The organism is Micromonospora sp. NPDC049903 (genome assembly GCF_044460945.1).
In the GTDB taxonomy this organism is placed as follows: domain Bacteria; phylum Actinomycetota; class Actinomycetes; order Mycobacteriales; family Micromonosporaceae; genus Micromonospora.
Window position 1 is genome coordinate 664,285 of the sequence record NZ_JBITKL010000001.1, and the last position, 25,485, is coordinate 689,769.

Here is a 25,485-nt window from a genome sequence, read left to right on the forward strand (position 1 = left end):
CATGATGGCGAAGGCACCGGCCAGTCCAGCCACCGCCTGGCCGGCCACCACCGCCTGCTCATAGTGCACCATCTCGTGCACGAGGGTGGAGAGCATGTCGTCGAAGGAACTCGGGTCGACGTTGACCCGCCACCGCTGGCGGGAGAAGAGACCGGCGGCCCCGGCCATCTGGTTTCCACCGACGGTGAGATTCTGCGGCAGGAGCAGCGGGCCACCGATGTGAGCCGCGATCACATTCGCCAGGCTCCGCCACGCCTCCCTGTCCTCATTCGCAAGAAGGGCGTGATGATCACGTACGTGCGCACGCACGGCGTCGTGCAGTGCCGGGTCCGAGGTCGCCAGCAGCCGGTGGTCCAGCAGCGGATCGGACGGCCCGACGACCGTGACGGGCAGCGGCCGGGCCTGCCGCAACGTACGCCAGGCCTCCTGCTCCTGGAAGGCGTCCACCTGGATCCGGCGCGCAGCCGGATCGACGATGGTGGTGTGGCCCGGCCGCACCGTCCACCCGTCGTCGGCCAACTCGGTCAGGACCTGCTGGTCGTGATAGCGCTCCAGAATCTCGTCGAGCGGAGTGGGACGGTGTGCGCTCGTCACCGTGCCGGTCTCGTCCACCCGCGCGTAGACGAGGGCACTGCGTCGTCCGGTGACGAGCCGGTACAGCCCGACGCCAGGCAGCGTCAGATGATCACGGATCCGCGTACCGGCACCGACGACGTGTCGGACGTGGTCGATCGCCGAGTCCAGCCCGGCGGCCTCGGCGTACCGGGCGAAGTACCTCTCGTCGGACGGGGACATGAGGGGGGCCCGCCACCGCCGGCCGCCGTCCGCGTCGGCCACCGCGCGGAGGCGGTAGATGTCGCGTCCCGTCTCCGGACTGACGATCTGGAAGGTGTCCGGATCGGTCCGGCGGCCCGACACCGGCCGGGTTGCGCCGTCCGCCAGCGTCTCGGTGACCACGTCGAGCGGGGTGCCGTCCGGACCGGTCGGCTCCCATCCGCCCGCCTCACCCACCCACGACGTGCGGAGCACGCGGGCCGACGGGGTGCCGCCCGACTGCGGCAGCGTCCACCCCAACTGGTCCAGCCGCTCGCGGGCCACCCGGTTGGCGGTCAGCCGGGACACGCGGTAGTCCTCCGCGTCGAAGCCGGGCGAGGCCACCGACAACCCGGCGAAGAACCCGTCGCCCGGCGTGGGCTGCATGCCGTACTCGTCGACGAGTACCCGCCGGATCCGGTCGTTCGTGACGAACCTCGACTGGTAGTACTCCCTGCCGCTGTTCTCGGTGACCAGGTATGCGGCCAGGTGCACGAGGCCGGGCACGTCGGAGTTGTTGTACAGCCCCATCGTCGTCACGTGGTCGGCGTCCGCCCGCATGGTGTTGACGGTGTGACTGCCGCGAGCCTCTCCCCGCGGACCGAAGACGTCGAGGATGATCCAGCCACCCTCCTCCACGGTGCCCGCCAGCGGCTCCCGCAGCCGCACGTACGAGCCGTCCGGAGCCAGCGCCACCGGCCGGAGCAGCGCTGCGGCCTCCTGGAGGACCGGCCAAGCGGTGTCGTCGAAGGCGTTCAGGTCGACGCGCCGCTCGGCCGGGTCGAGGGCACTGGTGTGACCGGGGCGCAGGGTCCATCCGGCGTCGCGCAGCGCCGTCACGGTGTCGTACGCGGCGAAGCGGTCCAGCAGCCGGTCCAGTGGCAGCGGTCGACGCGCCGAGAACACCTCGCCGTCGACCACCCTGGCCCGGACCAGCACGGTGCGCCCACCCATCCGATGCCGGTAGAGCTGGTGACCGGCCGCATCGAGGTCCACGCTCCCGGCGACGGGCTCGCCGTTGCGGACGACGTACGTGACGAAGTCCCGCGCCTTGTCCTCCGGCGTACGCGAGCCCAGCGTCCGCTCCACCCGATGCCGCATCCGCTCGACGGCGCCCTGGGCGGACGTCCAGCCGAGGTCCCTGGCGAGTGCGTGGAAGTGCCGCGCGTCCTCCGGCGACAGCACCCCCCTCGACCAGGTGTGACCGCCGTCCGGGCCGCCCTCGGAGGCCGCCGCACCTGCGGCACCGGCGATCGACACCAGAGCCTCCACCGGATCAGGAGGACTGGCGTCCACCGAGCCGAGATCCGAGTCCGTCTCGCTGTCCGCCAGGCGGTCCTCCTCGGCGGTGGCCTGGAGGCGGTCCTCCGTCACACCCGGCAGTCCGTAACGGTCGTACACATCCACCGCGACATGCAGCAGGGCCACTCGGGCGCTCTCGTCGACGACGTCGCCCTGACCACCGGTGTGCAGGCCGACCCGACGCGCCAACTCGGTCAACAGATCGACGACCCGGTCCGGATCGGCCTCCGCGTCCCCACCCGCGAGGCCGACCAACTGGTCGAGCAGCATGAACGGCAGGTAGCCGTCGAAGCCACCCATCCTCATGTCAGTGGTGCCGCGATCGCCGCCACCGAAGGCGTAGCTCCACAACAACCCGTCACGGGGATCGGCGGCGATCACGTCGCGGATCTGGCGGATCGCTGGTGACGGACCGACGTCTCCGTACACCTTCCACAGATCGGCCCCCGGGATCATGCCGTTCTGCGCAGCCAATGAATCGGTGAGCCAGATCCCGAGACGGACGACCGACAGCGGTGTCGCTACCCCTGGCGCACTGATCGCGACCGACTCGTTCCCAAAGGTGGGCACGATGTCGATGGCCGGTTCGGGTCGGATCCAGATCCGGTGCGGTTCGGCCTGTACCGTCCAGCCCGGCATCAGTTCGAACCGGTCGCCGCCCAGGTCGGCCAACTGCGTCACGTGCGACACCGACAACGGTTCGCTCTGCGGTTCGGTGTGCACCGTGTAGTAGGAGACGAACGGCCCGACCGCCCGAATGTGTGCGCGTGAGTATCCGACGAGATGGTCGGCCCGATCGTCTCGGACGATCAGATCCGCCCGCAGCGCCAGGTCCTGCTCGTCTCGCAGCAGACCAGCCAGGGCCATCGCCGCTGTCGCGTGTACCTGATGGGGCACCACCAGCTCGACGAGGGCGTTCGCCGGTAGGTCGGCCGCCACCCGACGGAGGATCTGCCCGGCCTCCTCGGCAGCGGCCACGTGCACCACCACGATCGGGCGCTCGGGGTGCACGAGATGCCTCGGTAGTGGGACGTCCGCACCGTTCGTCGCTCGGAGTTGGACACCCGCCGGCCCCGACCATGCCACCTCGACGCCCGAGTCCGGATCGACCCGAATGTTGATCTCCGCACCCCAGTCGCGGACCGATCCGCCGGCGAGCAGACGATCCTGGATGCCCCGCGCTTGCCTCTCGACCACCTGGCTGTGCAGCAGGGCAAGCATGTCGGCGCGGAACCGTGCGACCCTGCGCTCGTCATGCGTGAGGCGTCGGTCCAGTCGCGCCGAAAGCACGCCGTCCTCGGCGGAACGCACGTCCGCTTCGGTGCTCAGCCACCTGTCGGCAGCCAGCACGGCGTCCTGCAACGGTCCCCACCAGCCATTGGCCTCCGGCTGCCGCAAAGTTCGGGCAAAGCCGAACCGACGATCGCCGGGCACGAACGTCCGCCGGAGGTGACGGATGACGTGCGGGGCGGTGAAGGGACTGTCGGCCGACTCGCCGGGAGCCCCTGCGTCATACCGCGCCTGTTCCACGAGCATCCGCTGCTCGGCGCGCAGAATCTCGGCGAACAGTGTGCCGAGGCTGCGGTCGACCGAATCCGTGCTGATGGTCAACGACCACTCTGCATAGCTCAGTGCGGTGGGCGTTCCCGGTGCCAGCTCGACGCGGAGTTGCGGCAGGCCGACCCAGTCGGTCAGCAGGTTCGTCAGCTCCGTCCATGCCTGGTCCCGTGCGTCGCCGCCTGCGTTGAGCGTCGCGTAGTGGTCACGAGCCCAGGTGCGCACCGTCGCGGCCAACTCGTGATCGAGAGCGTCGAGAGGCGGCAGGATCGGGATCTCGGAGTCGGTGGTCGCGACCGGTGACAGCGGTCGGTAGGCCATGTCGGCGGACCGGTCGAGATACAGGACCGGGCGCTCGCCCGGATTGGTGTGCTCGGCGAGCACACCACTGCGGATCACGATGTCGACGTCGAGTGCCCGAGCCAGCACCACGGCCAGGTCACGGCTCGCCGCCGGGTCGCGGGATTCCTGCGGTCCCAGGTGCTCCACCACGGCGTCCGGCCGGCCGTCGAGGGCGCTGCCCAGCGCGGCGGCGAGCACCGGACGTGGCCCAGCGACATTCAGGACCGGCCGACCGGTTGCGGCGGGGAACTCCTGCGGCCGGAGCGAACGCGCCAGCTCTGTGCGCAGATGACGCCGCCGGCTCTCCCCTGCCCAGCCGTCGAGCGCTGCCCGGACCCGACGTGAGAACTCCTGGTCGCTGGCCCCTGGATACTCGCGCCGGACGTTGTCCTCGGTGATCGCCCGCCGGTGCTCGGTCGGTTCGTGCACTGCGGCCAGCGCCGGGTGCCTCGACTCCAGTGCGAGCAGTTCACCGGGCGGCACCTCTTCGACACGCTGGACCGGTTCCGCGCCGACGAGGTCGCGAACGAGGTCGCCGCGCTGCTCGATCTGCCCCAACACGTGGCGGCGCAGTCCTCCCGGGGCGCTGATACCGGACGGCAGACGAACACCCTGCCACCCGGCGGCGTCGATGACGGCGCCCAGCAGACCGTGTTGCGCCCACCGCCCGGGCCGCAGGTGCAACTCCGGCGTCGACATGGAGAATCGACCCGGGTCCCGTTGCGCCAGCCACGTGCCGATCCGGCGCTGCAGGCTCGTGGCGGGATCGGATCGCACGCCGTTCAGCCAGCCGGCTGCGGTCCGCAGGATCGCGACGTCCTCTTCGGTGGCGGCCTCCGGGCGGGTAGGGGTGGCCAGCCAGACCGAGCGGGCCGTCTCGTACGGGTCGGGGACGCGCGGGGCGGAGGTGGGTGAGGTCCACTCGGGCAGCGGGGCCTGCGCCTGGAAACGCTCGTGCCAGACACGCACCGACTCGTCGCTGTTGTCCAGTTGGTGCCACAGCGCCGCAGCGGCTCGACGCCAGCCGCTCCGTGCCCGGCCGAGGTCCGTGCCGGGCGGTAGTGCGCTGGCGAAGGCGTGGAACCGGGCGTAGAGCCCGTGCCAGTACCGCAGCGGCAGGTGACGCGAATCCCTCTGCCGTACGGCGTCTCGGACGAGGGCCCCCGGGTTGCTCTCGACGACCTCGGCCAGGAACGCGGCCGGGTGTTCGTCGTCAGGAGCGAGTGGCGCCAGGTCCGGCCTCCACCGGACACCTCGCGGCAGATCTACCGAATCCGTGCCGGGCGGATACCACGACGTCACCTGGAACAGGGTCGCGACCTGCGCGGCTCCCGGTGGGTCCAGGTCCAGCACGTCGAGCAGGGGATGGAGTTCCTCCCAGCCGGACAGGTCGAGCAGCCAGTCGTCCAGCCAGACCAGGTCGGGATCGAACCGGCCGAAGCCGTCGCCCTGCGACGGGCCGCCGTCGGCCGTGCCGACGGCGCCTCGTTCCGCCGCCCGGACCAGCGCGAGGACGATGCGCAGTCGGGCCTGTAGTCCCGCCAGACCGAACCCGAGATGCAACGGCATCGACCAGGTGCGTACACCGTCGCCGGTGCTCTCGAACGTGCCGTCCGAATCGGGTCGAGTGCTGACGGCGGCGCGCTCCGGGCCGGACGACATCCGGGTCAGGAGATCCGAGTACGTGGCGGCGGCCTCGTTCAGCGGATCGAGCGAGACGGAGCCCATCATCGTGCCGGGTGTCCGCACCTCGATGGAGAGCGTCACCTCTGCCCGGCCGTCCCACTGCCGCAACTCGTCGACCAGCAGACCGAGAGCGCGCCAGACCGCAGGGCTGTCCACCAGACCATGTACCGCGGACTGGTACCCCGCCGGGTGCACCACCTGGTGCTCGCGGTCCATGCTCGGCACGGCTTTCCGGAGCCCCTGCCACACCGGCACCATGTCGTGGCTGATCTGCTGGAACGTCCGGGTGAACTCCGCGTCCTCGGAATCTCCCCTCGGCCCGAGGGCGAGGTGCAGTCCGAAGGTGGTGCCGCTGTCGGGCCCGGCCAGGCCGCCCAGGGCGTTCTCGACGAGGTACGGCAAGGGGCTCACGCCGGCTGAGACGCGCTCACGCAGCCAATCCACAAGTTCCTGCGCCGGCGGCCGCCGGCCGGGGACACCGAGGTCGGGCCAGTCGTCCAGCCCGTCCGCAGCGCCGTCGTCCACCCAGTTCGGTATCTCCAGGTTGATCGGTGGCCGTGGCATCGGAGCGGAGAGCAGGTTCGTCCAGTCCGCGTCCGAGGTCCCGACGACGAAGCGGTACGCCGCCCGGATCACCTCGTCGGGTAGGGCCATCCGTCCGGTGATGAATTGACGTGCCAGGGCCGGCCAGGGCTGCTCGGCCAGCCGACCGAAGGAGTCCGGGCTCCCGTGCACCGCTGCCCGCAACACCGTCTCCTGCCAGCTCACACGCTCGCCCCGCAGGTCGGTGGAGGTGCTCAGCCGATCGGTGAGGACTTCGGCGTCGAGGCCGGACGTCGACGTGTCGACGGCGAGGATCTCCCGCACGTGGGCAGCGATCGGCGTCTGCGGCGCCTCGAACGACGTATGGGCGACGGTGGGATCGTCGAGTACCCCGCCCAGTCCTGACGCCGGTGGCTCGGTCTGGTGGTGGACCTGCCGCCCGCCGAGCACGAGTCCGGCCGCTTGGGCGCGAAGCGCCGGATCGGCGAGCAGCCCGATCAGTCGGTGTGCCCGATCTCCCAGCCGGTGCGGGCCACCCACCTGCGACGGGTCGCGCAAGCCTGGGCTGGTGAAACGCCAGCTCCACTGCTCCTGCGACAGGGGGCGCCGGGCGACCCGGACGAGTTCCGCCGCGATCCGCACGCGGGCCTGCAGGACACCGGGCCAGACCTGACCGGGAGCCATGGTGAACGAGACGTGGTCGCCCGAGCGCCAGTTCGCGCGAACGACGAGGGGGCCGGTGCGGTGATGCTTCAGGAAATCCTCGAAGGAGTCGAACTCCTGCATCAGGTCTGCGGACCGGTACTCGTCTCCGTCGGCGAAGGGAGTCAGTCCGGCAGTCGTCAATACGTCAGCCAGCGCGTAGTAGAGGTGAGCCAGCCGGAGATAGGCGGCTGCGTCCGTGCCGAACTCGGTCCGGACGGAGATCGCCACGTGCGTGGCGGCGGCGTTGGGTGGCACGCTGTCCGCCAACCGGGCGAATCCGTCCCAGCCACGGCGGTCGGTCCCGAACTCGTAGACCAGGTCGCTGCCCAGCAGGTGGGCACCAGGCACTTCTGCGATCTGTTCTGCCAGCTCACCAAGCCCGGTCAGCGAGAGTTGGATCGTCACACCGGTCGGCGCAGGGGCCTCCGGCAGGACCGGCACCAGCCACGCGCCGGGCTGGCGTGCTCGTGCCAGTGCCTCGATCGCCCCGAGAGGATCAGAGCCGCCGATGAACCGGTGGAACAGTTCGGCGGCCTCGCCGGACTCTGCGGAGGCCAGCGCGGCGGCCTGAACGGCACGATCGCTGTAACGGATGAGCGAGGCTGAGCCCTCACGGTTCCACACCCGCCAGAGCTGCTTCGGCCCGAGTGCGTACTCCTGGTACATGGACTCGGCCCATGCCTGGTAGTCCGTGACCACCTGCTGGATCGTGAGCCGCCCGCCCGATCCTGCCGGTGGCCGTCGGGTGTTCGCGTACAGCGCCACCGACTCCGGTGCATGGTGCAGGAGCTCCGCGATCTCCAACAACCGGTCGATACCGAGCCAACTGCCGTCGTCGAGCAGCGTCGGAAGATTCGACGGGACGGTCCCCGACCGCTCAGCCAGCCGGAACAGTCGGTCGGTGATCGTGTCGCCCGACGATCGCTGCGCCCAGCCGGGCCGGGCCCGGATCGACTGGGCGACGTCGTACGCGACGTCGAAGCGGTCGCTGTCGGGCGTCTGGTTGAGCCGGTCGAGGTCGTCGTCGGGTCCGAGCACCGCCGGGTCGACACCGAGGACCGATGCGAGCGCGAACAGCCGCGCCGGATCCTGCACCCCGAGGCGGTGGGCCTGATCGACGACCCGGTCGGGAACCTTCCCGATCCGGAGACTGAACGCGGTCACCCAGGCGGCGCTGACACTCAACTGGCTGGCCAGGGCCGCCTGCGCCGGCGTCGACAGGTTCATCCGCTTGGCCAGCGCGTCCAGCAGTTCGAGGTAGCCGGCCGGATCCGGGAAGTGGTCGTCGGTGAGGAGCCCGACGACCCGCGTCTGCGCGCGGGAGTCCAGTCCCCACTGCCAGGTGAGCCACCGGCCGACGAGTCGGCTCCGGTCGATCGTCGACTGCCAGGCGCTCGCGCCCAGTCCCAGATCGGTCAGGAGCGTCAGCGGTAACGTGGCCGCCTCATAGACATCGGCGGGTACCTGGTCCGGATCGCCCCAGATCCGGGCCGTCAGACTGGCGGCGATCGAGTCCAGATCCTGTGTCCAGAAGTCGGTCTCTCGCGGCAACAGGTCGGCGATCGGAGCGAACTGGTGCAGGTGCACGTCCCACTGGATGGCCAACTCGATCAGCCCGACCTGCGCCGCACCGGACGGCACCCGATAGGTCCGCGTCGCCGGCAGGTCCCGGCCGCCCGACCATCGCGCGTAGTCGAGGACGGTTTCCGGCGGCGCCTTCATCCGGCGTGCCTCGTCGAGCACCGCGAGATGGTCCAACCACGGTTTCGTCCTGATGTCCTGGACGATGTCCAGTTCGCCAACGTCGAACCGCTCGCTGAACCACGGGGCGAACCACCGGTCAGCGGCGCGCTCGGCGGGTAGCCGGCTGATCGACGCCGCGTCTGTGGGCTCTTCGTCCGGGTCCCTGACGCGGTCGAGGAGCTCAGCGGCGCTCAGCGCTCCCGGATGCGTGAGGACATCCTGCGTGTCGACACCCATCAGGTCGAACAGCTCGCCAGGCGTCAGGCCGTCGGTGCCCGAGGTCGACGGGGTGTGCGTGCCGACCCACAACGCCCACCACGGCGCGGTGGTCACGTCGTCGAAGCTGTTCCGAAGGTGCGTCACCAGCTCCGCGACGGAGAGCCGGTCCGGTTCCGGCACCGGCGGAGGAGATGCCGACAGCAGACGCGCCGCCGACCGGAAGGGCATGAGGTCCGTCGGGGCGGCGTCCATCCGCCAACCCCACTCGATCAGGACCGGTGGCTGCACCTCCGCCCGATATGCCAGCCTCGGCAGGTAGGTGGGCACCTGACCGGTCTTCCGGGTCAGGTCGAACAGCCAGTGCGCCTCGCCGCCGTCCAGTTCCAATCGCTCGGCCAGACCGACCAGGCGGGGCAGGTCGGCCCAGGCGTTGGCGGCCAGTGCCCGCACCTCGTCGGCGGACACCCCGAAACGGGACGCCCACCTGGTCGCCTGCGCCTCGGTGACGACAGGCACCTGCCGATGCAGGCCGGACGGCGTCAACGCACCGAAGGAGCCTGCGGCGTCGTACGGCGTCAACGCGCGGAGGAAGCCTGCGATGTCGTCCAGCGGCCGGTCACCGAGCATGCGGTAGAGCTGTAGCCGCAGGTGCCGGGACGACAGCTCCGCGAGCAGCGCGGTGGCCGGGAAGCCGAGTCGGCCACTCAGTGACGCGTACCGGACGAGCTGCTTCGGCGTACGGAACCCGTGTTCCCGGGCGACGTCGAGGACCGCCTCCCCCAGCGAGCGATGCGAACCGCCCTGCGCGGACGCGGTCGCCCGCCGTACGCCCTCCCGCACCACGTCACCGATCATCAACAGCGCAGACCAACTGTCCGTTGCCGAATCCGTCCACTGTGCCCTTTCGGGCGTGTCGGCGTCCGTGGGCACTGCGGGCGCCGGGGACTGCGGCTCGGCAGTGTACTGCGGCGGTGCGGCCCCGGTGTCCTTCGCCGCTGACCGGAGCTCGTCGACCAGTCGATTCAGCTCATCGACCAGTTTCTCCGGATTGTCGGCCTTGGGAATACCGAGTTCCGCCACCACGGACATCGGATCGTCACCCCGATGGTGCTGCTCCCAGGCCCAGTGGAACGACCGCGACATCAGGTGCGCCGGCAGCGCGTCCAGCAACTCCAACGACACGCCCCGGGCGGTGAGCCACCGCAGTGCCGGCAGGTCGGCCGGGTCCAGAATCAGCCGGCGGCCGATGTCGGCCAGCAGGCCCAGATCGTGGTCGGTGTACACCCCGTACGGCCGCAGCCGCCACCGCAGGTCGGCCAGCAGTTCGTCGGGCGTGACGTCGTCGCGGCCGGCCACCGTCGCGGCCAGCTCGCCGCCGAACACCTCCAGCGCGTACGGATCCACCCCGAGTTCCACGGCGAGCAGGTACCAGGCCCGCAGCAGTCCCGGCACCGGCGCCGCACCGGCCGGGTTCGCGCCGAGCGACGACAGTTCCCGACGACGACCTTCGATCTCGACATGCTGCGAGGCGATCTCCCGCGCGGCAGAACGTACGCGGGCGGCGGCGACAGTCCGCGCGTCGCGGATCCTGTCGACGTCTGCCGTCACCCTGTCCAGCTTCTCCTGCGTCTCGGCGAGTTCCGTGACCAGGGCCGCGTGGTCGGTCAACCGCTCCCGGTCGTGCGCCATCCGACGCCGGAGGTCGTCCGCGACGGCTTGGAGGCGTTCCGCCGCAGAGTCGAGTCCGGTCGCCTTGGTCTGCCAGTAGCCGTGGTGGTACTGGGCCGCCCAGTGCGCCTGCTTCGCCCGGTTGAGCTCGGCTTCCGCGTGTGCCAACCCGCCGCGCGTGTGGGTCAGCACCGCCGCCACCACCAACGGCTCGATCCGGCCCGGCTCCGGCACCCGCTCGATGAGCTGCACCCACCGCAACAACCGGGTCAGCCGGGCCGCCTCGATGACCAGGCCGTCTTCACCGACGACCCCCAGCAGCTTCGCCAGACGCCAGAACCCCGCACCGTCGAACCCGTTCGGCTGACTCCTCAGCAACCGGTCCCAGCCGTCGGGGCCACCCACCGCGTCGGTGAGCGTCCGGTGCTGGTCGGCGCTCAGCCCCGAGGCCGACGGTGATCTCCGCTGCTCGGCGCTCAGCGTCGACGCCTCCCGCTCGTAGGCGGGCAGCTCGTCGCGGAGCGGGTCGGCATCGTGCATGATCCGGATGGCGTCGTCGGGCGACACCGACAGCTCGACCGCACCGTCCAGCCGGACCGCCAGTGGCGGTGCTGCCGCCGAACCCGTCGGAGTCACCTGGGCCAGCAGCCCCACCCGGATCCGCTCGCGGGTGCTGCCGTCCTGATCCGACCGCCCGAGGCGCACTCCGCCGAACAGTGCCAGCTCGATCCGGATCGGACCCGCCACCACACCCGACCCACTCAGCGCGTCGGGCACCAGCGCGATCAGCCCCGGCGCGGAGAGCGCGTGGTGGATCTCGTCCACCGTGACCGGGTCGGCCACCGCCGGGTGGGGCCGGACACCGCCCCGGGCACTCGCCGACCGGCGGCCGGTCCAGCGGCCCGAGTGGAGTTCCGCCGTCACCGCGTCGTGGAGCGCCCGCACCGACGTCGGGACGACCGCGCTGACCTGGATCTGCCCGTTCCGCACGGCGTCCGGGCTCACCGACAGCGACCGCAGGCCGAGCGCCCCGAGCGTCTCCTGAGGACCGCCGGGCAGTGCCGGCACCGGCGCGACGCCGTCGCGATCGATCCGCAGCTTCGGCTGCGTCAGGATCTGGTCCGCCACCGTCACCTGCTGATCGAGCAGCACCGCACGGGTCTGTGGCAGATCCGTGACCGGTTCGAGGCTCGGGAGTCCCGCCGGGACTGGACCGGTGTGCTCCAACCGCACCGTCACCAGTAGCGAAGTTCCGTAGAGATGCGCACCGTCAGCCGATTCGACGTGCCGGTAGGGGCCGGCCGACTCGGCCCGCACGACCAACCGGAACCGATCGTCCCCGGACCTTCCGGACCGCGCCGGGCGGATGATCACACCGGCCTGAAGTCGTACGGCCGGGACGGCCCCGAGGCGCTCGGTGGCGAGCAGCTCGGTCAACCGCCCCGTCGACCGCCCCGACTCACCGATCACGCTCCAGCGGCTCCGCGCGAGTCTCGACGCGTACGCACCGACCAGGTCCCTGGCGGCATCCGACACGGGATTCGGAACGGCCGGGTCCGGTGCCGAGAGGGACCGCTGCTCGTGCTGGAGGGGAAGCGCTGCGGCGGGCAGGAGTTCGGGTGGCCACGTCCCGACCGCCACCGGTGTCTCGACCGGATCGGGCGGGCTGGCGTCGAGCTGCATGTCGTCCGGGTCGTCACCGGTCGGTTCCGCGTCGCGGGTCCCGGTCGACACCGACGCCGCCAGTCGGACCCCCCAGCCCAGCCGCTTGTCCAGCACGGCGAGGTCGGCCCGCAGCACGTCGAGCGACTCCTCGACCGCCGGGTCGTCGACGAGCGGCGTCAGGAAGACCCGCTGCCGACTCGGCTCGCCGCCGTTCAGCTCGGTACGCAGCGTGTCACCGAGCTGGGCCAGCAGGGCGGCACCACCGATGACCTCGTGGTCACCGGCCGGTCGGCCGTCGAGCAGCGGCAGCCCGTCCGGCCCTGCCTGGTAACCCACCACCACGACGTCGTCGATCGCGGCTAGCAGGGGAAGTGCCGCCCAGACGTCGAGTGGAATCCGGCTCAGGTCCGCGCCGGGCCACCAGAGGGTCGCCGCCTCGCCATCGGCCGGCCTCGTGCCTTCGAGTACCCCAACCAGCCACTTGTGCGAGCGATCGTAGGACGGGCCGAGCGCCGACCGGGCGCCCTGCGAGATCGCCACCGGCTCCAGCACCCGCATCACGAGCAGCGGGAGCTCCCGGTCCAGGTCCTGGACGTGGCGCGCGGGAACGACCCGCTGGACCAGCGTCCTCGCCCGGGTGACGGCAGGATGCGTCGGATCTCCCGCCATCGTGTGCACGTGCCATGCCGCGCGCAGTCTCGGCATGGTCAGGCCACCCGGCCCGTAGGCGACGGCCGCCAGTCGTCCCGCTGCCAGCAGGGCACGCCGTGCGGCGAGCGCGCCGGAGTCGGGTACGGCCGGATCGAGCGCTCGCAGCCGGTCCGCCAACCCGGTCAGCGCGTCGACCGCGCGCGGCGGCGCCACGAGCGAGTCGACCGGTCCGACGCCGCTCAGGTGAAGCAGGGCGTCCAGCACGTAGTACAGCTCGTAGTCGGCGGACTCCACCAACCCGAGCGGGTTCCCGTCGGGGTGCGGGACCTGGGCAGGCCCCCCGGTTGCCGGGACGTACTCCGCGCCGAAGGCGAGGCGTACCAGCTCACGGTCGCGGTCCTCGACCGCGTGGAGCACGTCGTCGGTGACGGCCGCCGGAGTGTCGGCGGGGGTGCTCGCCGGCCGGAACACGTGGACGAAGCCCTCGTCGACGGCGGCACCGACCTGGCCGGCCAGGATCCGGGCCAGCCAGAGTCCGGCGCTGACCACCGCCCACGGCGTCTCCTGGCCGGGGCTGCCGATCACCACGCGCGCGTGTGGCACACCGGTCAGGTCCGGCTGCCCGCCGGCCGGGCCGATCCAGGCCCGGTCGCCCACCGCGACCACATGCCAACCCGGATACAGCTCGAAGGTCCCCACGCCCACATTCCGCATGAGGTACGGGAAGGACATCGGCAGGAACGGTGGCCGCGAACTCCCATAGAGCCGGTAGTAGGCGGCGAACGGAGCCAGTGTCGGCGCATGCGTCCGGGAGTACGGCAGCAGGTGACGGGCGAACTCACCGGCGGGTGCCACCAGGTCCGGGGCGACGATCAGAAGCTGGTCGTCGTCGAGCGCCGAGGAGAGCACCGCCAACTCCTCGACGGTGAACAGCCCGCCTCCCGGTGGGCTGTGCAGTTCCACCAGCGCGTGCGCGGGCAGGGACGACGCCACCTCGGACACCACCCGCTCGGCGTCGGCGAGGTCGGTCAGATGGATCAGCACCAGTGGACGGTCGGGATGGGCGAGCCGAGGCGGCGGCGTCACCGTCGCGCCCTGCGGACGGACGAAGCTGCCCGCCACAGTTGCCTCGACGACGTACCCCGGAAGTGGCGGTACCTGTGCCTGCGGATCCCGTCGCCAGTCCCGCGCCACACCGCCGGAGTCGAAGTCGAACTGCACGAGGTGTGCCTGAGCCTCCAGCGGCAGGTTCAGGTATCGGGTCATCGCCTCGGCGAAGTGTCGGAGCACACCGTCGTGGCCCCGCGCCAACCGGCCACGGACCCCGGCGTTGAACCCGCCGAGGCGGTCGACGTCGTGCAGGAGTGTCGCCGTCACGTCGATGCGGGACTGCGCGGCACCCACCGCGGCGATGATCGCTGTCGCCCGAGCTTCGCCCTGCGGTTCCAGTTCCGGCCGCATCTGCCCGGCGATGCTGTGCCCCGGACTGCCGGCATCCACCGCGGTCGCGGCGAGTTCGGCACGGACCCGGTCGTTCTGGACGAGTGACCCCAGTTCGTCGCCGTCCCGGCGGCCCGCCGTCAGCCGGCCCACGAGCGTGACCTGCTCGACATGGACCAGCTCGTGCATCAGCGTACGGAGCAGGTGTTCGACGGAGCCGTCGGCGAGCCCGATCGTCCACGACCGCCGGTCGAATCCGCCCAGGTGTCCCTCGATCGGTTGACCGATGTGGAGGCCGTCGGGTCCCAGCTCCGGCAATCCGGCGTGCCGCAGGACGAGGTTCGCCAGGGCCCGCCAGCCGTCCTGCTGCGCGGCTTCTCCCGACCTGCCGGAGAACCGCCCGTAGTCGGCACGGACCCGCTCGCGTACCGCCTCGTGCAACTCGCGGTCGGCGGTCACGAGGAGCCGGTGGTCGAGCAGCGAATTCGTCGGCGCGAGTGCCACGGCAGCGTCGGCCGGATCGGGTGGGCTGGCGATGACCTCGGCGGACTCGTCCGCTGCCGGTCCGACCCCAGCCGCGCCGGCACGACCTGCCACACTGCCGGTCCGGGGTTCGGTGGCGACGACGACCGGCGCCTCATCCGGCATGGTGTCCCAGGCGAACAGCCGGTCCAGTTGCCGTTCCCGCTCGATCGCCGGGCCTTCCAGAGGCAGCGCGGCGTACTCGACGAGTGAGGCGGCGTACGCGGCGTTGGTGCGGACCACCTGGAGCGCCAGGTCGGCCCGGTCGCGCAGGCTGCGGGCCCGGTCTGCGCCGAGGGTCCGCATACGCTGCACCGCGTCGGTGTACGCCCGGTACGCCGCACGCCGCCGCGCCTCTACCGCCTCGCCCGCCGTTCGGTCGGCACCGAGCCGACCCCGGTACAACTGCTCGCCGTACTCGTGGTCGTCGCTGCCCGGCACGGCCGGGTCGTCCAGCGCGGCCTGGAGCACCCGGTCGTCCTCGACGGCGAGGTGCCGCCGCAGGTCCGCCACCGTCCGGTGGGTGGCGGCCAGGTAGCGGGCCATCAGGAAGTACTGCTCGACGTGCTCCCACTCGTGGCGCATCGTGGTGACCACGGCCTGCCAGGTGTCCCGCTTGTCCGAGAGCAGCAGACGCCAGTGGCGATGATCGAAGCCGCCGTGCAGATCATGGCCCTGAACACCGCCAGTACGGCCGGGGGCGTTGAGTGTCGGGTCGAACTCCGGCACCGGCACGTGTCCCGGTCCGGCCGGATTGAGCGTGTCCGACAGGTACGCCCAGAGCTCCTCCTTGGCCTGGCGGGTGGGCCTACCGGTGAGACCGTGCCCGATCCGGCGCGCCGCCTCGTGGTACTCGACCAACCGGCGGTCCTCCGGCAGGTGGCGGTCGGGTCGCTCGGTGACGAGGTCCTTTGCCTCCAGCCGGGCCAACTGCTGCTCCGGCAGGCCGCGCAGATGCGTGCCCAGCTCGTCCCACACCTCGCCGGGTGGGTTGACCCCGGGCGCACCGACCAGCACCAGGGTGTTCCCGTTATCGGGGCGGGCCAGGAACCCGGTGATCACCGACTCCGGGGCGCCCGGCGGCCGGACCCAGATCAGGTTCGGGTACTCCACCAGGGTGTACCCGGCGGCCATCGGCCGGGTCCGTGCCCCGTCGCCCAGGGTGGTGTCCTGGTCGACCAGATACCAGCCGTCGTCCGCCGACGTGCCCCCGGGCAACCGGCGGAACGGCACCGGCGCTCCGGCGGTCACCTGACCGACCGGTACGACCATGACCGCCCCCGCCGGCAGGTGCCGGTCCACGAGCGACCGCAGCTTCTGCGGCGTTACCCGCCGCCGGGTGCGCGGCATCTCGACCTGCTGCCGGCCCGCGATCGCCGGGTCCAGGGCGCGGAGGTACCGGCCCACCACCCTCATGTCGGTCACCGACCGGTCGACCCGCAACACCTCCCGGCCCGCCACCGGCGGCGCACCCGCGTCCTCCGCCGACATCGGGGCCGCGCCCCGATAGAGGCGGTAGGTGTCGGCCTGCTCGTGCCGGATCTGGTATCCCTCGGGGACGGCAGCCGCGCGCACCGCGGTCTGTTCCTCGCGGGCTTTCCGCTCCTGCTCGGCCTGCCACGTCCGCACCGCCTGGTCGAGCTCGCGCCGCCGCCGGACCTCCTCGGCCTGCCGGACCTCCTCGGCCTGCCGCGCCGCCTCCCGCTCGTGGATGACGAGCGTGACGCGCTGCTCGTACGTCAGGCCCCGGCCCTCGCCCCGGCCCCGCAGCACCGTCCACTCAGCCTCGGTCAGCGGGCCGGGCAGCTCACGCGGGGGCAGCAGCACCGGTTGCCGGTCGCGGTCCAGCACGATCCGGACCCCACGGTCACCGTACGGGCTGCGCCCCTGCTCGGCCGCCTCCACCTGCTGCCGGAGCTGTCCGGCCCGGGCGTCGTCCGCGCCGACCGCGACCAGTTCGTCCAGCTCCGCCCGGCCGCGCTGCGCGAACGACCGCAGTGCCTCCACCACGTCCCGCCGCCGCAGCGGCGACAGACCCGCGCCGAGCCCTTCGCCGTCGAGGATCCGCTGCTCCCCTGCGGACGGGCCGACCACCGGCGGGGGGCCGTCCGACGCCGGGACCGGTGGCGCGGGCTGCTCGTCGTGGGAGTGCGTGACCTCGCCGGTCACCACGGCTTCGAGATGGGCGATCCGGTCCGCGCGCCACAACCGTTGTGAGACCGAGCCGCCCGGCAGGGCGTCCCATGCGCGCAGCTCCGCCAACTCCGCCTGCACCTGCGCGGTCTGCCAGGCCCAGTTGCGCTCACCGACGACCAGGTCGATGCGCTGGTCGAACGGCAGCCCCCGGCCCTCGCCCCGACCGGCCAGCACCTCCCGCTCGGCCTCGGTCAACACCCCGGCCTGCGGTGGCTGCCGGACCGGGGCAACCGTCCGCACCGGCGGGGCCGTCCGGTCACCGGCTGCGGCGCCCACCAGGGCTTCCAGGTCGGCGATGTGCTGCGTCCGCCACGCCTGATCCGACGTCGGCTCGTCCGGCAGCGGCTGCCGGTCCCGCAACTGCGCCAACTCGACCCGCAACTGCTCGGTCTGCCAGGCCGCGTTGCGCTCGGCGACCACCAGGTCGATCCGCTGCTCGTACGACAGGCCCTCGCCCGCACCCTGTCCGGCCAGCACCCACCGTTCGGCCCGGGTCAGCGGCAGGCCGCGTACGTCACGCGGTGGCAGCAGCTCCGGTCGGCCGTCCCGGCCGGTCACCACCCGCACGCCCCGATCCCCGTACGGGCTGAGGCCCTGCTCGGCCGCCTCCACCTGCTGCCGTAGCCGGGTGGCCTGTCGCCGGTCTGCTGGACCGCCTGCCGCCGTTAGGTCGTCGATGCGGGTCCGCGTCTGCTGCACGAACGATCGCAGCGCCTCCACGGTCTGCACCCGCCGCGTCGGCGACAACCCTTCGCCGAGGCGCTGACCCGCCAGGATCCGCCGCTCCGGCACCGACGGACGCTCCACGGTCGGAAGCGGCGGACGCTCCACCGTCTGCACCGGGGGTGCCGAGTCGCCGCTGCCGGGGCGCTCGCGTGTCACCGGCGGGCGCTCGACCGGCCGCACCATTTGCTCGGTCACCGGCGGCAACGCGTCGTGCTCGCCGACCACCACGGTCTCCGGGCGCGGAGGGGCCGGCTCGCGACCCTGCTCCAGGACCTCCCACTCCACCCGCGTGGCGGAAGTACCGGACGTCCCGATGTCACGTGACTGGATGCTCGGGCGGCCCTGCTGGTCCAGGACGACCCGGAATCCGCCGTCGCCGTACGGGCTGAGGCCCTGCCTCGCCAGCTCGACCTGCCGCCGTAGCTCGGCGATGCGGGCCGCACTGGCCGCAGCGGCCGTCGGCCCCTCCATCCAGGTCTCGGCGCCCCGCGCGAACGCCCGTAGCGCCTCGACCGTCAGCACCCGGTGTCCCGGCGACAGCCCCGCGCCCAGACCCGCACCGTCGAGGATCCGCTGTTCCCCTTCGGACGGATCGGTGATCCGCCGCGTACGCGCCTGTAGGTGGGCCAGCTCCGGCGGCAGCGTCGTCGGCGTCTCGACCCCGGTCGCCCCGGACTGCCGTGCCCCGGCCCGCTCGTTGAGCACCAGGTTGACCCGCTGGTCGGGACGCAGCCCGAAGCCGGCACCCCTGCCCTGCAAGACCTCCCGCTCCGCAGGCGTCGCGTTCTCCCACGCCCGTGCAGTGCGGTCGACGCTCGACGCTCCCGCCGGCGGCCTCGGCACCGGTACGACGATCGGCTCCGGCGTACGCCCGGCCAGCGTCGACTGGATCTCGGCGATCCGCTGCGACCGGTTCACCCACTCCGAGATCGGCTCACCGGGCGTGCGCACCTGCCGCCGCAGGTCCGCCAACTCCGCCCGCAACCGCTGCTCGGACTGCCGCGCCCAGGCCCGCTCGTTGAGCACCAGGTTCACCCGCTGGTCCGGCCGCAACCCGAAGCCGGCACCCCGCCCGGCCAACACCTCCTGCTCGGCGGGCGTCGGGTTCTCCACTCGACGCGGACCGGCACCGGACGGCCTCGACGCTGGTGCCGGCTCCGACGTACGGTCACCCAGCGCGACCTGGATGTCGTACATCCGCTGGGACCGCCACACCCACTCCGAGATCGGCTCACCCGGTGTGCGCACCTGCCGCCGCAGGTCCGCCAACTCCGCCCGCAACCGCTGCTCGGACTGCCGCGCCCAGGCCCGCTCGTTGAGCACCAGGTTCACCCGCTGGTCCGGCCGCAACCCGAACCCCGCACCACCACCCTGCAGGATCTCGGTCTCGGCGGGAGTCGCGTTCTCCCACGCCCGGGCGGTCCGCTCCGCAGCCGACTCACCCGCAGACGGCCTGGGCACCGACACCTCGACCGGTTGCTCACCAAGCGCCGACCTGATCTCCGCGATCCGCTGGGACCGCCACACCCACTCCGAGATGGGTTCGCCCGGCGTCCGCACCCGAGCGCGCAGATCCGCCAACTCCGCCCGCAGACCCGCCTCGACCTCAGCCGCCCGCCGCGCCCAGTTCCGCTCGTTGAGCACCAGGTTGACGCGCTGATCCGGCCGCAACCCGAACCCCGCACCACCACCCCGCAGGATCTCCAACTCGGCAGGCGACGCGTCCTTCCAGGCCCGCGTACTGCGCTGCGCAGCGGACTCACCCGCGGGCGGCCTCGGCAACGCCACCTCGGAACGCCCGCCCAACGCCGACTCGAGTTCCGCGATCCGCTGATCCCGCCACAACCACTCCAGCCCGTTCGGCTCCACCCGCGTGGTGGCGGGGACGCCAGGCATGTCGACCTCCAGCACCCGCAGTTCCGGTCTGCCACGCCGGTGCAGCACGACCCGGACTCCGCCGTCCCCGTACGGGTTGAGGCCCTGCCTCGCCAACTCCACCTGCCGCCGCAACTCAGCGGTCCGCGCCGCCCCGGCCGCAGCCGCCCTCGGCCCCTCCAGCCAGGTCTCGGCGCCCTGCGCGAACGACCGCAGCGCCTCCACCACCAGCACCCGCTGATCCGGCCGCACGCCTGCGCCCAGCCCCGCACCATCGAGGATCCGCTGCTCCGCCTCGGACGGGTTCTGCCCCCACTGCTCCCGTGCCCGCAGATCCGCCAGCTCCGCCCGCAGACCCTCCTCGACCTCAGCCGCCTGCCGTGCCCAGTTCCGCTCGTTGAGCACCTGGTTGATCCGCTGGTCGGGGCGCAGCCCGGCGCCGGCGCCCCCGCCCTGCAACACCGTCAACTCCGCAGGAGACGCGTCCGCCCACGCCCGCGCCCGTCGGTCAGCAGCCGACTCACCCGCAGGCGCCTTCGGCACCGGCACGTCCACCGGCTCCGGAGCGCGTCCGCCCAACCTCGACTCGATCTCCGAGATCCGCTGTTCCCGCGCCACCCAATCCGAGATCGGCTCGCCCGGAGTCCGCCGTCGCCCCCGCAGATCCGCCAGCTCGGCCCGCAACGCGTCCTGCGCCGCTTTCGCGTACTCGGCCGAGATCCGATCGTTGAGCACCACGTTCACCCGCTGGTCGGGGCGCAGCCCGGCGCCCGCACCCCCGCCCCGCAGCACCTCGATCTCGGCAGGGGACGCGTTCGCCCACGCCTGCGCCCGCCGGTCAGCTGCCGATCCGGGCGCGGGCGCCTTGCCACTGGCCGGCGCGGGTTCCTGGCTGGTCGTCGACGCAGGTCTGGTGCCCGGCTCGGGCCGAGGACTCGACTCCGGCTTCACCGTCGCGGCAGGCGTGCCCTCGGTCGGCGTGACCTGGGATGGCGTCGTCCCGGCCGGTCGTTCGGTCGTCGGCGCAGACTGCCCATCCCGGATCGGCGTCGACGGCTCGTGCGTTCCGGTACGCGGCGTCGCCGACCCTGCCGACGCGTCCGTCCGTCCCGTTCCGGGCCCCGGAGCGGACTCCAGACGCTTCGTGCCCGACTCCGGACGCTGCCCGAACGGCTCACCAGGTCGCGGTGCCGGGTCACCGGGCGGCGGGTCCTTGCGCAACGTGCCGGGCTTGATCGGCCCGGACTCCGACGGAGACTCCAACCGCCGGTTCGCCGACTCCGGACGCTGCCCGAACGCCTCGCCCGGCCGCCCCGCGTCGCCCGTCGGCCGGTCCTTGCGCAACTTCCCGAGCCCGGCCGATCCCGACTCCGGCGACGACTCCAACCGCCGGGTGCCCGACTCCGGACGCTGACCGAAAGTCTCGCCCGGCCGTCCCGTGTCACCGACGGGCCGATCCTTGCGCAACTTCCCAGACGTGACCTGCTCCGGCTCCGGGGACGACTCCAACCGACGAGTGCCCGACTCCGGACGCTGTCCGAACGCCTCACCCGGCCGCGACTGCCCCGGCGGCGTGGTGGCGTCTCCGGGCGTACGGGAACTCTCGCCCGCCCGCGTCCCCGTGCCCAGGTTGGCGTCATCACCCGGCTTGGGTCCGCCACCGGGCTTGACCTCTGCGCGCTTGGCCGCACCCTCCACCAGGTCCGCCATCTGCCCGTGCAGACTGTCGCGGGCCGCAACGGGCTGTCCGGCCGACCTCGGGCCCGGCGCGGCAGTCGGGCCGGACCGCGCCCCGAAGACCTCGCCCGGCTGCGACCCGGCCGGCGTCCGGGTGTCGGCGGTCGTGATGCGGTCCGGGACACGCTTGGCACCGCTCGGCGGTGCCCCCTCGGTGCCGGAGGGCGAACGTTGGCCGCCCTGCCCGGCTGGTGCCCGGGTCTCGCCCCCGACGCCCCGGGGCGTGTCACCGACATCCCGGGCGCCACGGGTGGCCCAGGCCGGGTTGTCCACCGTCGGCTCGATGTACCGGTCCGGGGTCACCGTCTCGGTACGGCTGCCCGTGCGCGGCTCCCGCATCCCCATCGGGCCCTGCGACCCACCGGTACGCGACGAGCCGCCGCCCTCCGCCCCGGTCGAGCGCCCCGGTTGCGGGCTGCCGGTGTCGGTCCTCGGCGTCGGGGCGTCGGGCGACCGGGGCGGCGTGGTGACGTCCCCGGTTCGGCCCGGTCCCGTCCCGCCGCCGTCCGGGCCCCGTTGTCCCGGCCGGACCGGGCTGCCGTCGACGTCCGGCCGGGCCGGTCGACCGCCGAGCTGCTGGCCCTCGCCGTACCCCTTCCAGCTTCCGCCGGAGGCCGGCGCATCCGGGGTGGCGCCCCTGCCCCCCGGTGCGATTCCGCCGCCGGTGTTGCCGCCCGGTCCCGCCGACTTGATGACGACGGAGGGCGGCTGTGGGGCCGGTGCGTCACCGCCCCGGCGGAACATGCCCCCGAAGTCCTTCAGCGAGTTGATCAGTCGGTCGGTCGCCCCGCCGCCGAGCCGTTGACCGGGACCGGGCATGTCCGGGGTCGGTCGGGAGGTCGCCGCGAGCGGCGCGGGCTCCGGAGGGTTGAGTTGCCAGCCGGGGCGGCCCTTGATGTCGACCATCTGCCCCCGGCCCCGGTCCAGGGCGGAGACGGCGGACTTGCCGGGGGTGTGCTCCTGCCAGGAGTAGTAACTGCCCTCCGGGGCGCGCCCACCGGAGTCCGGCAGGACGCGGTTGTCCCGGTCGGGCATCCGCATCCAGCGGTCCGTCGGCTGCTGGTTGCCGGTGCCCGACCGGCCCTGCACCGCCTCGTCCGGCAGACGGACCCACTTCTCCCCGTTGATCTCCCGGACCTGGGCGGGACGCTCGGTGACCCGGCCGTCTCCGGTCGGTCTGGACGAGACACCGAACTGGTCGTCCCGGACCGCCTTGCCGTCGCCCAGGCGACGCCCGGCACCGGGGTCGGGGGGGTCCACCGGATCGGTCCGGGACGGTCGGCCGAGCCCTCCCGGGCCGTGCGGCTCGCCGCTGGATCCGCCGAGCCGCACACCCGGCGGTTGGTCCGGTCCACGTTGCAACAACAGGAACTCGGTGCCGAACTTGTCCCGACGGATGTGCCAGTCCCACTCGCCGGTGTACTGGTCACGGCCCGAGGTCTTGGGGGGTGGCGCCTCGCCAGGCGGCGGGACCGGACCTTTCACCTCCGGGTCGGGTCGCGGACCGCCGGGCCCCTTCGGCCCCGCCACGGGTACGGACGTCTGGTCCGGATAGGGCGCCCGCGCGTCGATGCCCTCGGGTCCGGTGTGTCGCGGACCACCGGGCATGGGCTTCGTCGGCACCGGGACCTGCTTGAGCGGAGTCTCGACCCCCGGCTGACCGCTGAACTGCCGAACCGCGCCACCCTGCGCGTCGCCGCCGACGGGCCGCCGTGGGGTCAGGTCGGCGATGTGATCGTCCAGGCGCTGCACGACGAGGGCGTTGCCACCGGTGGGCTGCCCGCCGGGGCTGTCGGCGAGGATCCGTTCGCGCAGCGCGCGCATCTCGGTCAGCGTGCCCGGCCGGCTGGACTGCGACACCCCGGGTTGACCCTTGCCGCCGCCTCCCTCGGTGATGAGGTCGCGGATCCGCGCGTCGAGGTTGGCCTGCACCGGGTTGGTCTTGCCCGGCTCCGGCGCGCCCTTCGAGGACGCGCCCACCGGGGCGGTGTCCGTGGTCGGCTTGCCCTGCCCGACGACCGGCGGCTGGTCGCTGTTGGTGCCGCCGGGACGGGAACCGGGCGGGACGTCGGCCGGGACCTGTTCGGGTGTGTCCGGCCGGGTCGTCGCGGTCGAGGTGGGTCGGGGTGACGTGACCGGGGTGTCCGGCCGGACGGCCGGCGGTTCGCCGGAGACGGGTGCCCGGTCGAGAGGTGGTCTCGTGGTGACCGGGGTCCTGACGTCGGCCGGCAGGTCGGTGGCGGCGAGGTTGCCCCGTGGGCCGGGCTGCCCGGCGGGTGGCGCCGGTGTGGACGGCTCGGGGGTGGCCGGTCTCGGGGTGGACGTGGGGACGTCGACCACCTGGTTGGCCGGGATTCCCTCGACGGGACGCCCTGGACGCGGGGCCCCGCCGATGGTGCCGCCGCCGGGCGTGTTCACCGGGTTCCCCTCGACACCCGGCTGGACCGGGCGGCCGGGCGGTGGCACCGACACCGTGGCATCCGGAGTGGTGCCGGCAGGTCTGCCACTCGGCGGGGGAACGTCCGTCACCGTGCCGACGCCACCGGGCCGCACCACGGGCGGATCGACCGTCAGGCCCTGGCCCGGCGGCGGAGTGCCGTGCCGGACCGGTTCGGGGGCGATCGGTGACACGTCCCGGGCAGGGCCGTTGACGGGTACGTCCCGACCCGCGCCCGGGGTCGCGGGCAGGTCCGGGCTGGCGGCGGGCGGCCGTCCTCCAGCAGGAGTGGCGGGCAGGTCGGGGCTGGCGACCGGCGGCCGTCCTCCGCCGGGCGTCGCGGGCAGGTCCGGGCTGGCGGCGGGCGGCCGTCCTCCGCCGGGCGCCGGCTCGGGCGTCAGCGCCGACGGCGGCCGAGGATCGGCGGCGACGGCGCGCGGAGGCGGCGCGGGCGCGTCCACTCCGGCCATCGCCGGTCCACCCGGCGTCCGCGTACCGACGGGTGGAACACCCGCGTCGGCCTTCGGCGGTGGGGTGGTGCGGGCGGGCGGTGGCAGGCTGCTGGCCGCGTTGCCGTTGCCGACCGCCGCCGGTGGCCGACCGTCGGGCTGCGGCACCCCGGCCCGGGGTTGCGGTTGGGCTGGTGGTGGCGTGTTCACCGGACCGTCGAGGCGGGCCGGTGGCGGTGTGGTCCGCGCCGGTGCGCCGCCGAGCGCCGAGGGTGGAGGCTGGTCGACCGTGGTGGGTCGGGTGGTCCGGGTCGGCGCGGCACCACCGGCGTTTCCCCGCCCGCCGACCGGGCGGACCGGTGGCGGCGTCGAACTGGCACTGACCGGGCCCGGCGTCGGGGGCCGGCCACCGACGGCACCGTACGGGGGTGGTGCGCCGAGCGGAGGGCCGTCCGGCGAGCCGACACCCGGCACGTCTCCGCGACCGGTCCGTACGTCCGGGGTGGGGGTGTCGCCGGGCCGCCCAGCGGAGCCCGTGCCGTCCAGGCCCTTGACCGTCGGCACGTCGGTCGACTTCGGCCCGCCGCCGCCGACCCTGCCGAGTCCCCGGGTGGAGAGTCCGAACAGACCGCCCAGACCGGCGGCGGCACCGACGTTGATCCAACTCTCGTTGGTGATCTCGAACTTGCCGTCGACGTGCGACGCGATCGCCTGAGCGAAGACCTCGGCGGCGAGTTGGGTGGAACCGAACACGGCCGCGCCGAGGCCGAACTGGAACGACATGTTGATGATGGCCCGTAGCGCCGTAGCGAGACCGGCGACCGCGCGTGCCATCGCGGCGATGGTTGCGGCGAGTGCCGGGCCGATCGCGAAACCGACCAGGAAACCGAAGAGCAGTCCGAAGATGACGCTCAGGATCGTGGCGAGGGTCTGTTTCCGGATCTCTTCGAGCTTCTTGCGGATCTCGTCCGCCATCTTGCGCAATCGCCGGGCCCAGCGGCGGCACAACTCGGCGGTGTTGCGGAGGTTCTTCTCGAGACTGGGCAGCGTGCGCGTGGCCGCCGCCCGCCCGCTGCCCTGCCAGTTCCCGACCTGATTCAGAGCCTTCGACGGTACGAGGCGCAACCGATCGAGGTCCTCGGCCTTGGCATCCCACTGCGCGGCGAGCGCATCGAGTTTGTCAGGATCCGGATGGGTGTCGCTCGCCAT

At 72.8% G+C, this 25,485-nt stretch carries 1 protein-coding gene (only partly in view); it reads right to left on the minus strand.

Annotated elements, in window-relative coordinates; genetic code table 11:
* Positions 1 to 25,485: the 5' portion of a hypothetical protein gene (locus ACIBO1_RS02830; protein WP_396740939.1), read on the minus strand. The gene continues 24,960 nt to the left of window position 1, outside the view; only the first 25,485 of its 50,445 coding nucleotides appear in the window; the start codon lies at positions 25,483 to 25,485; its stop codon lies off the left edge, out of view.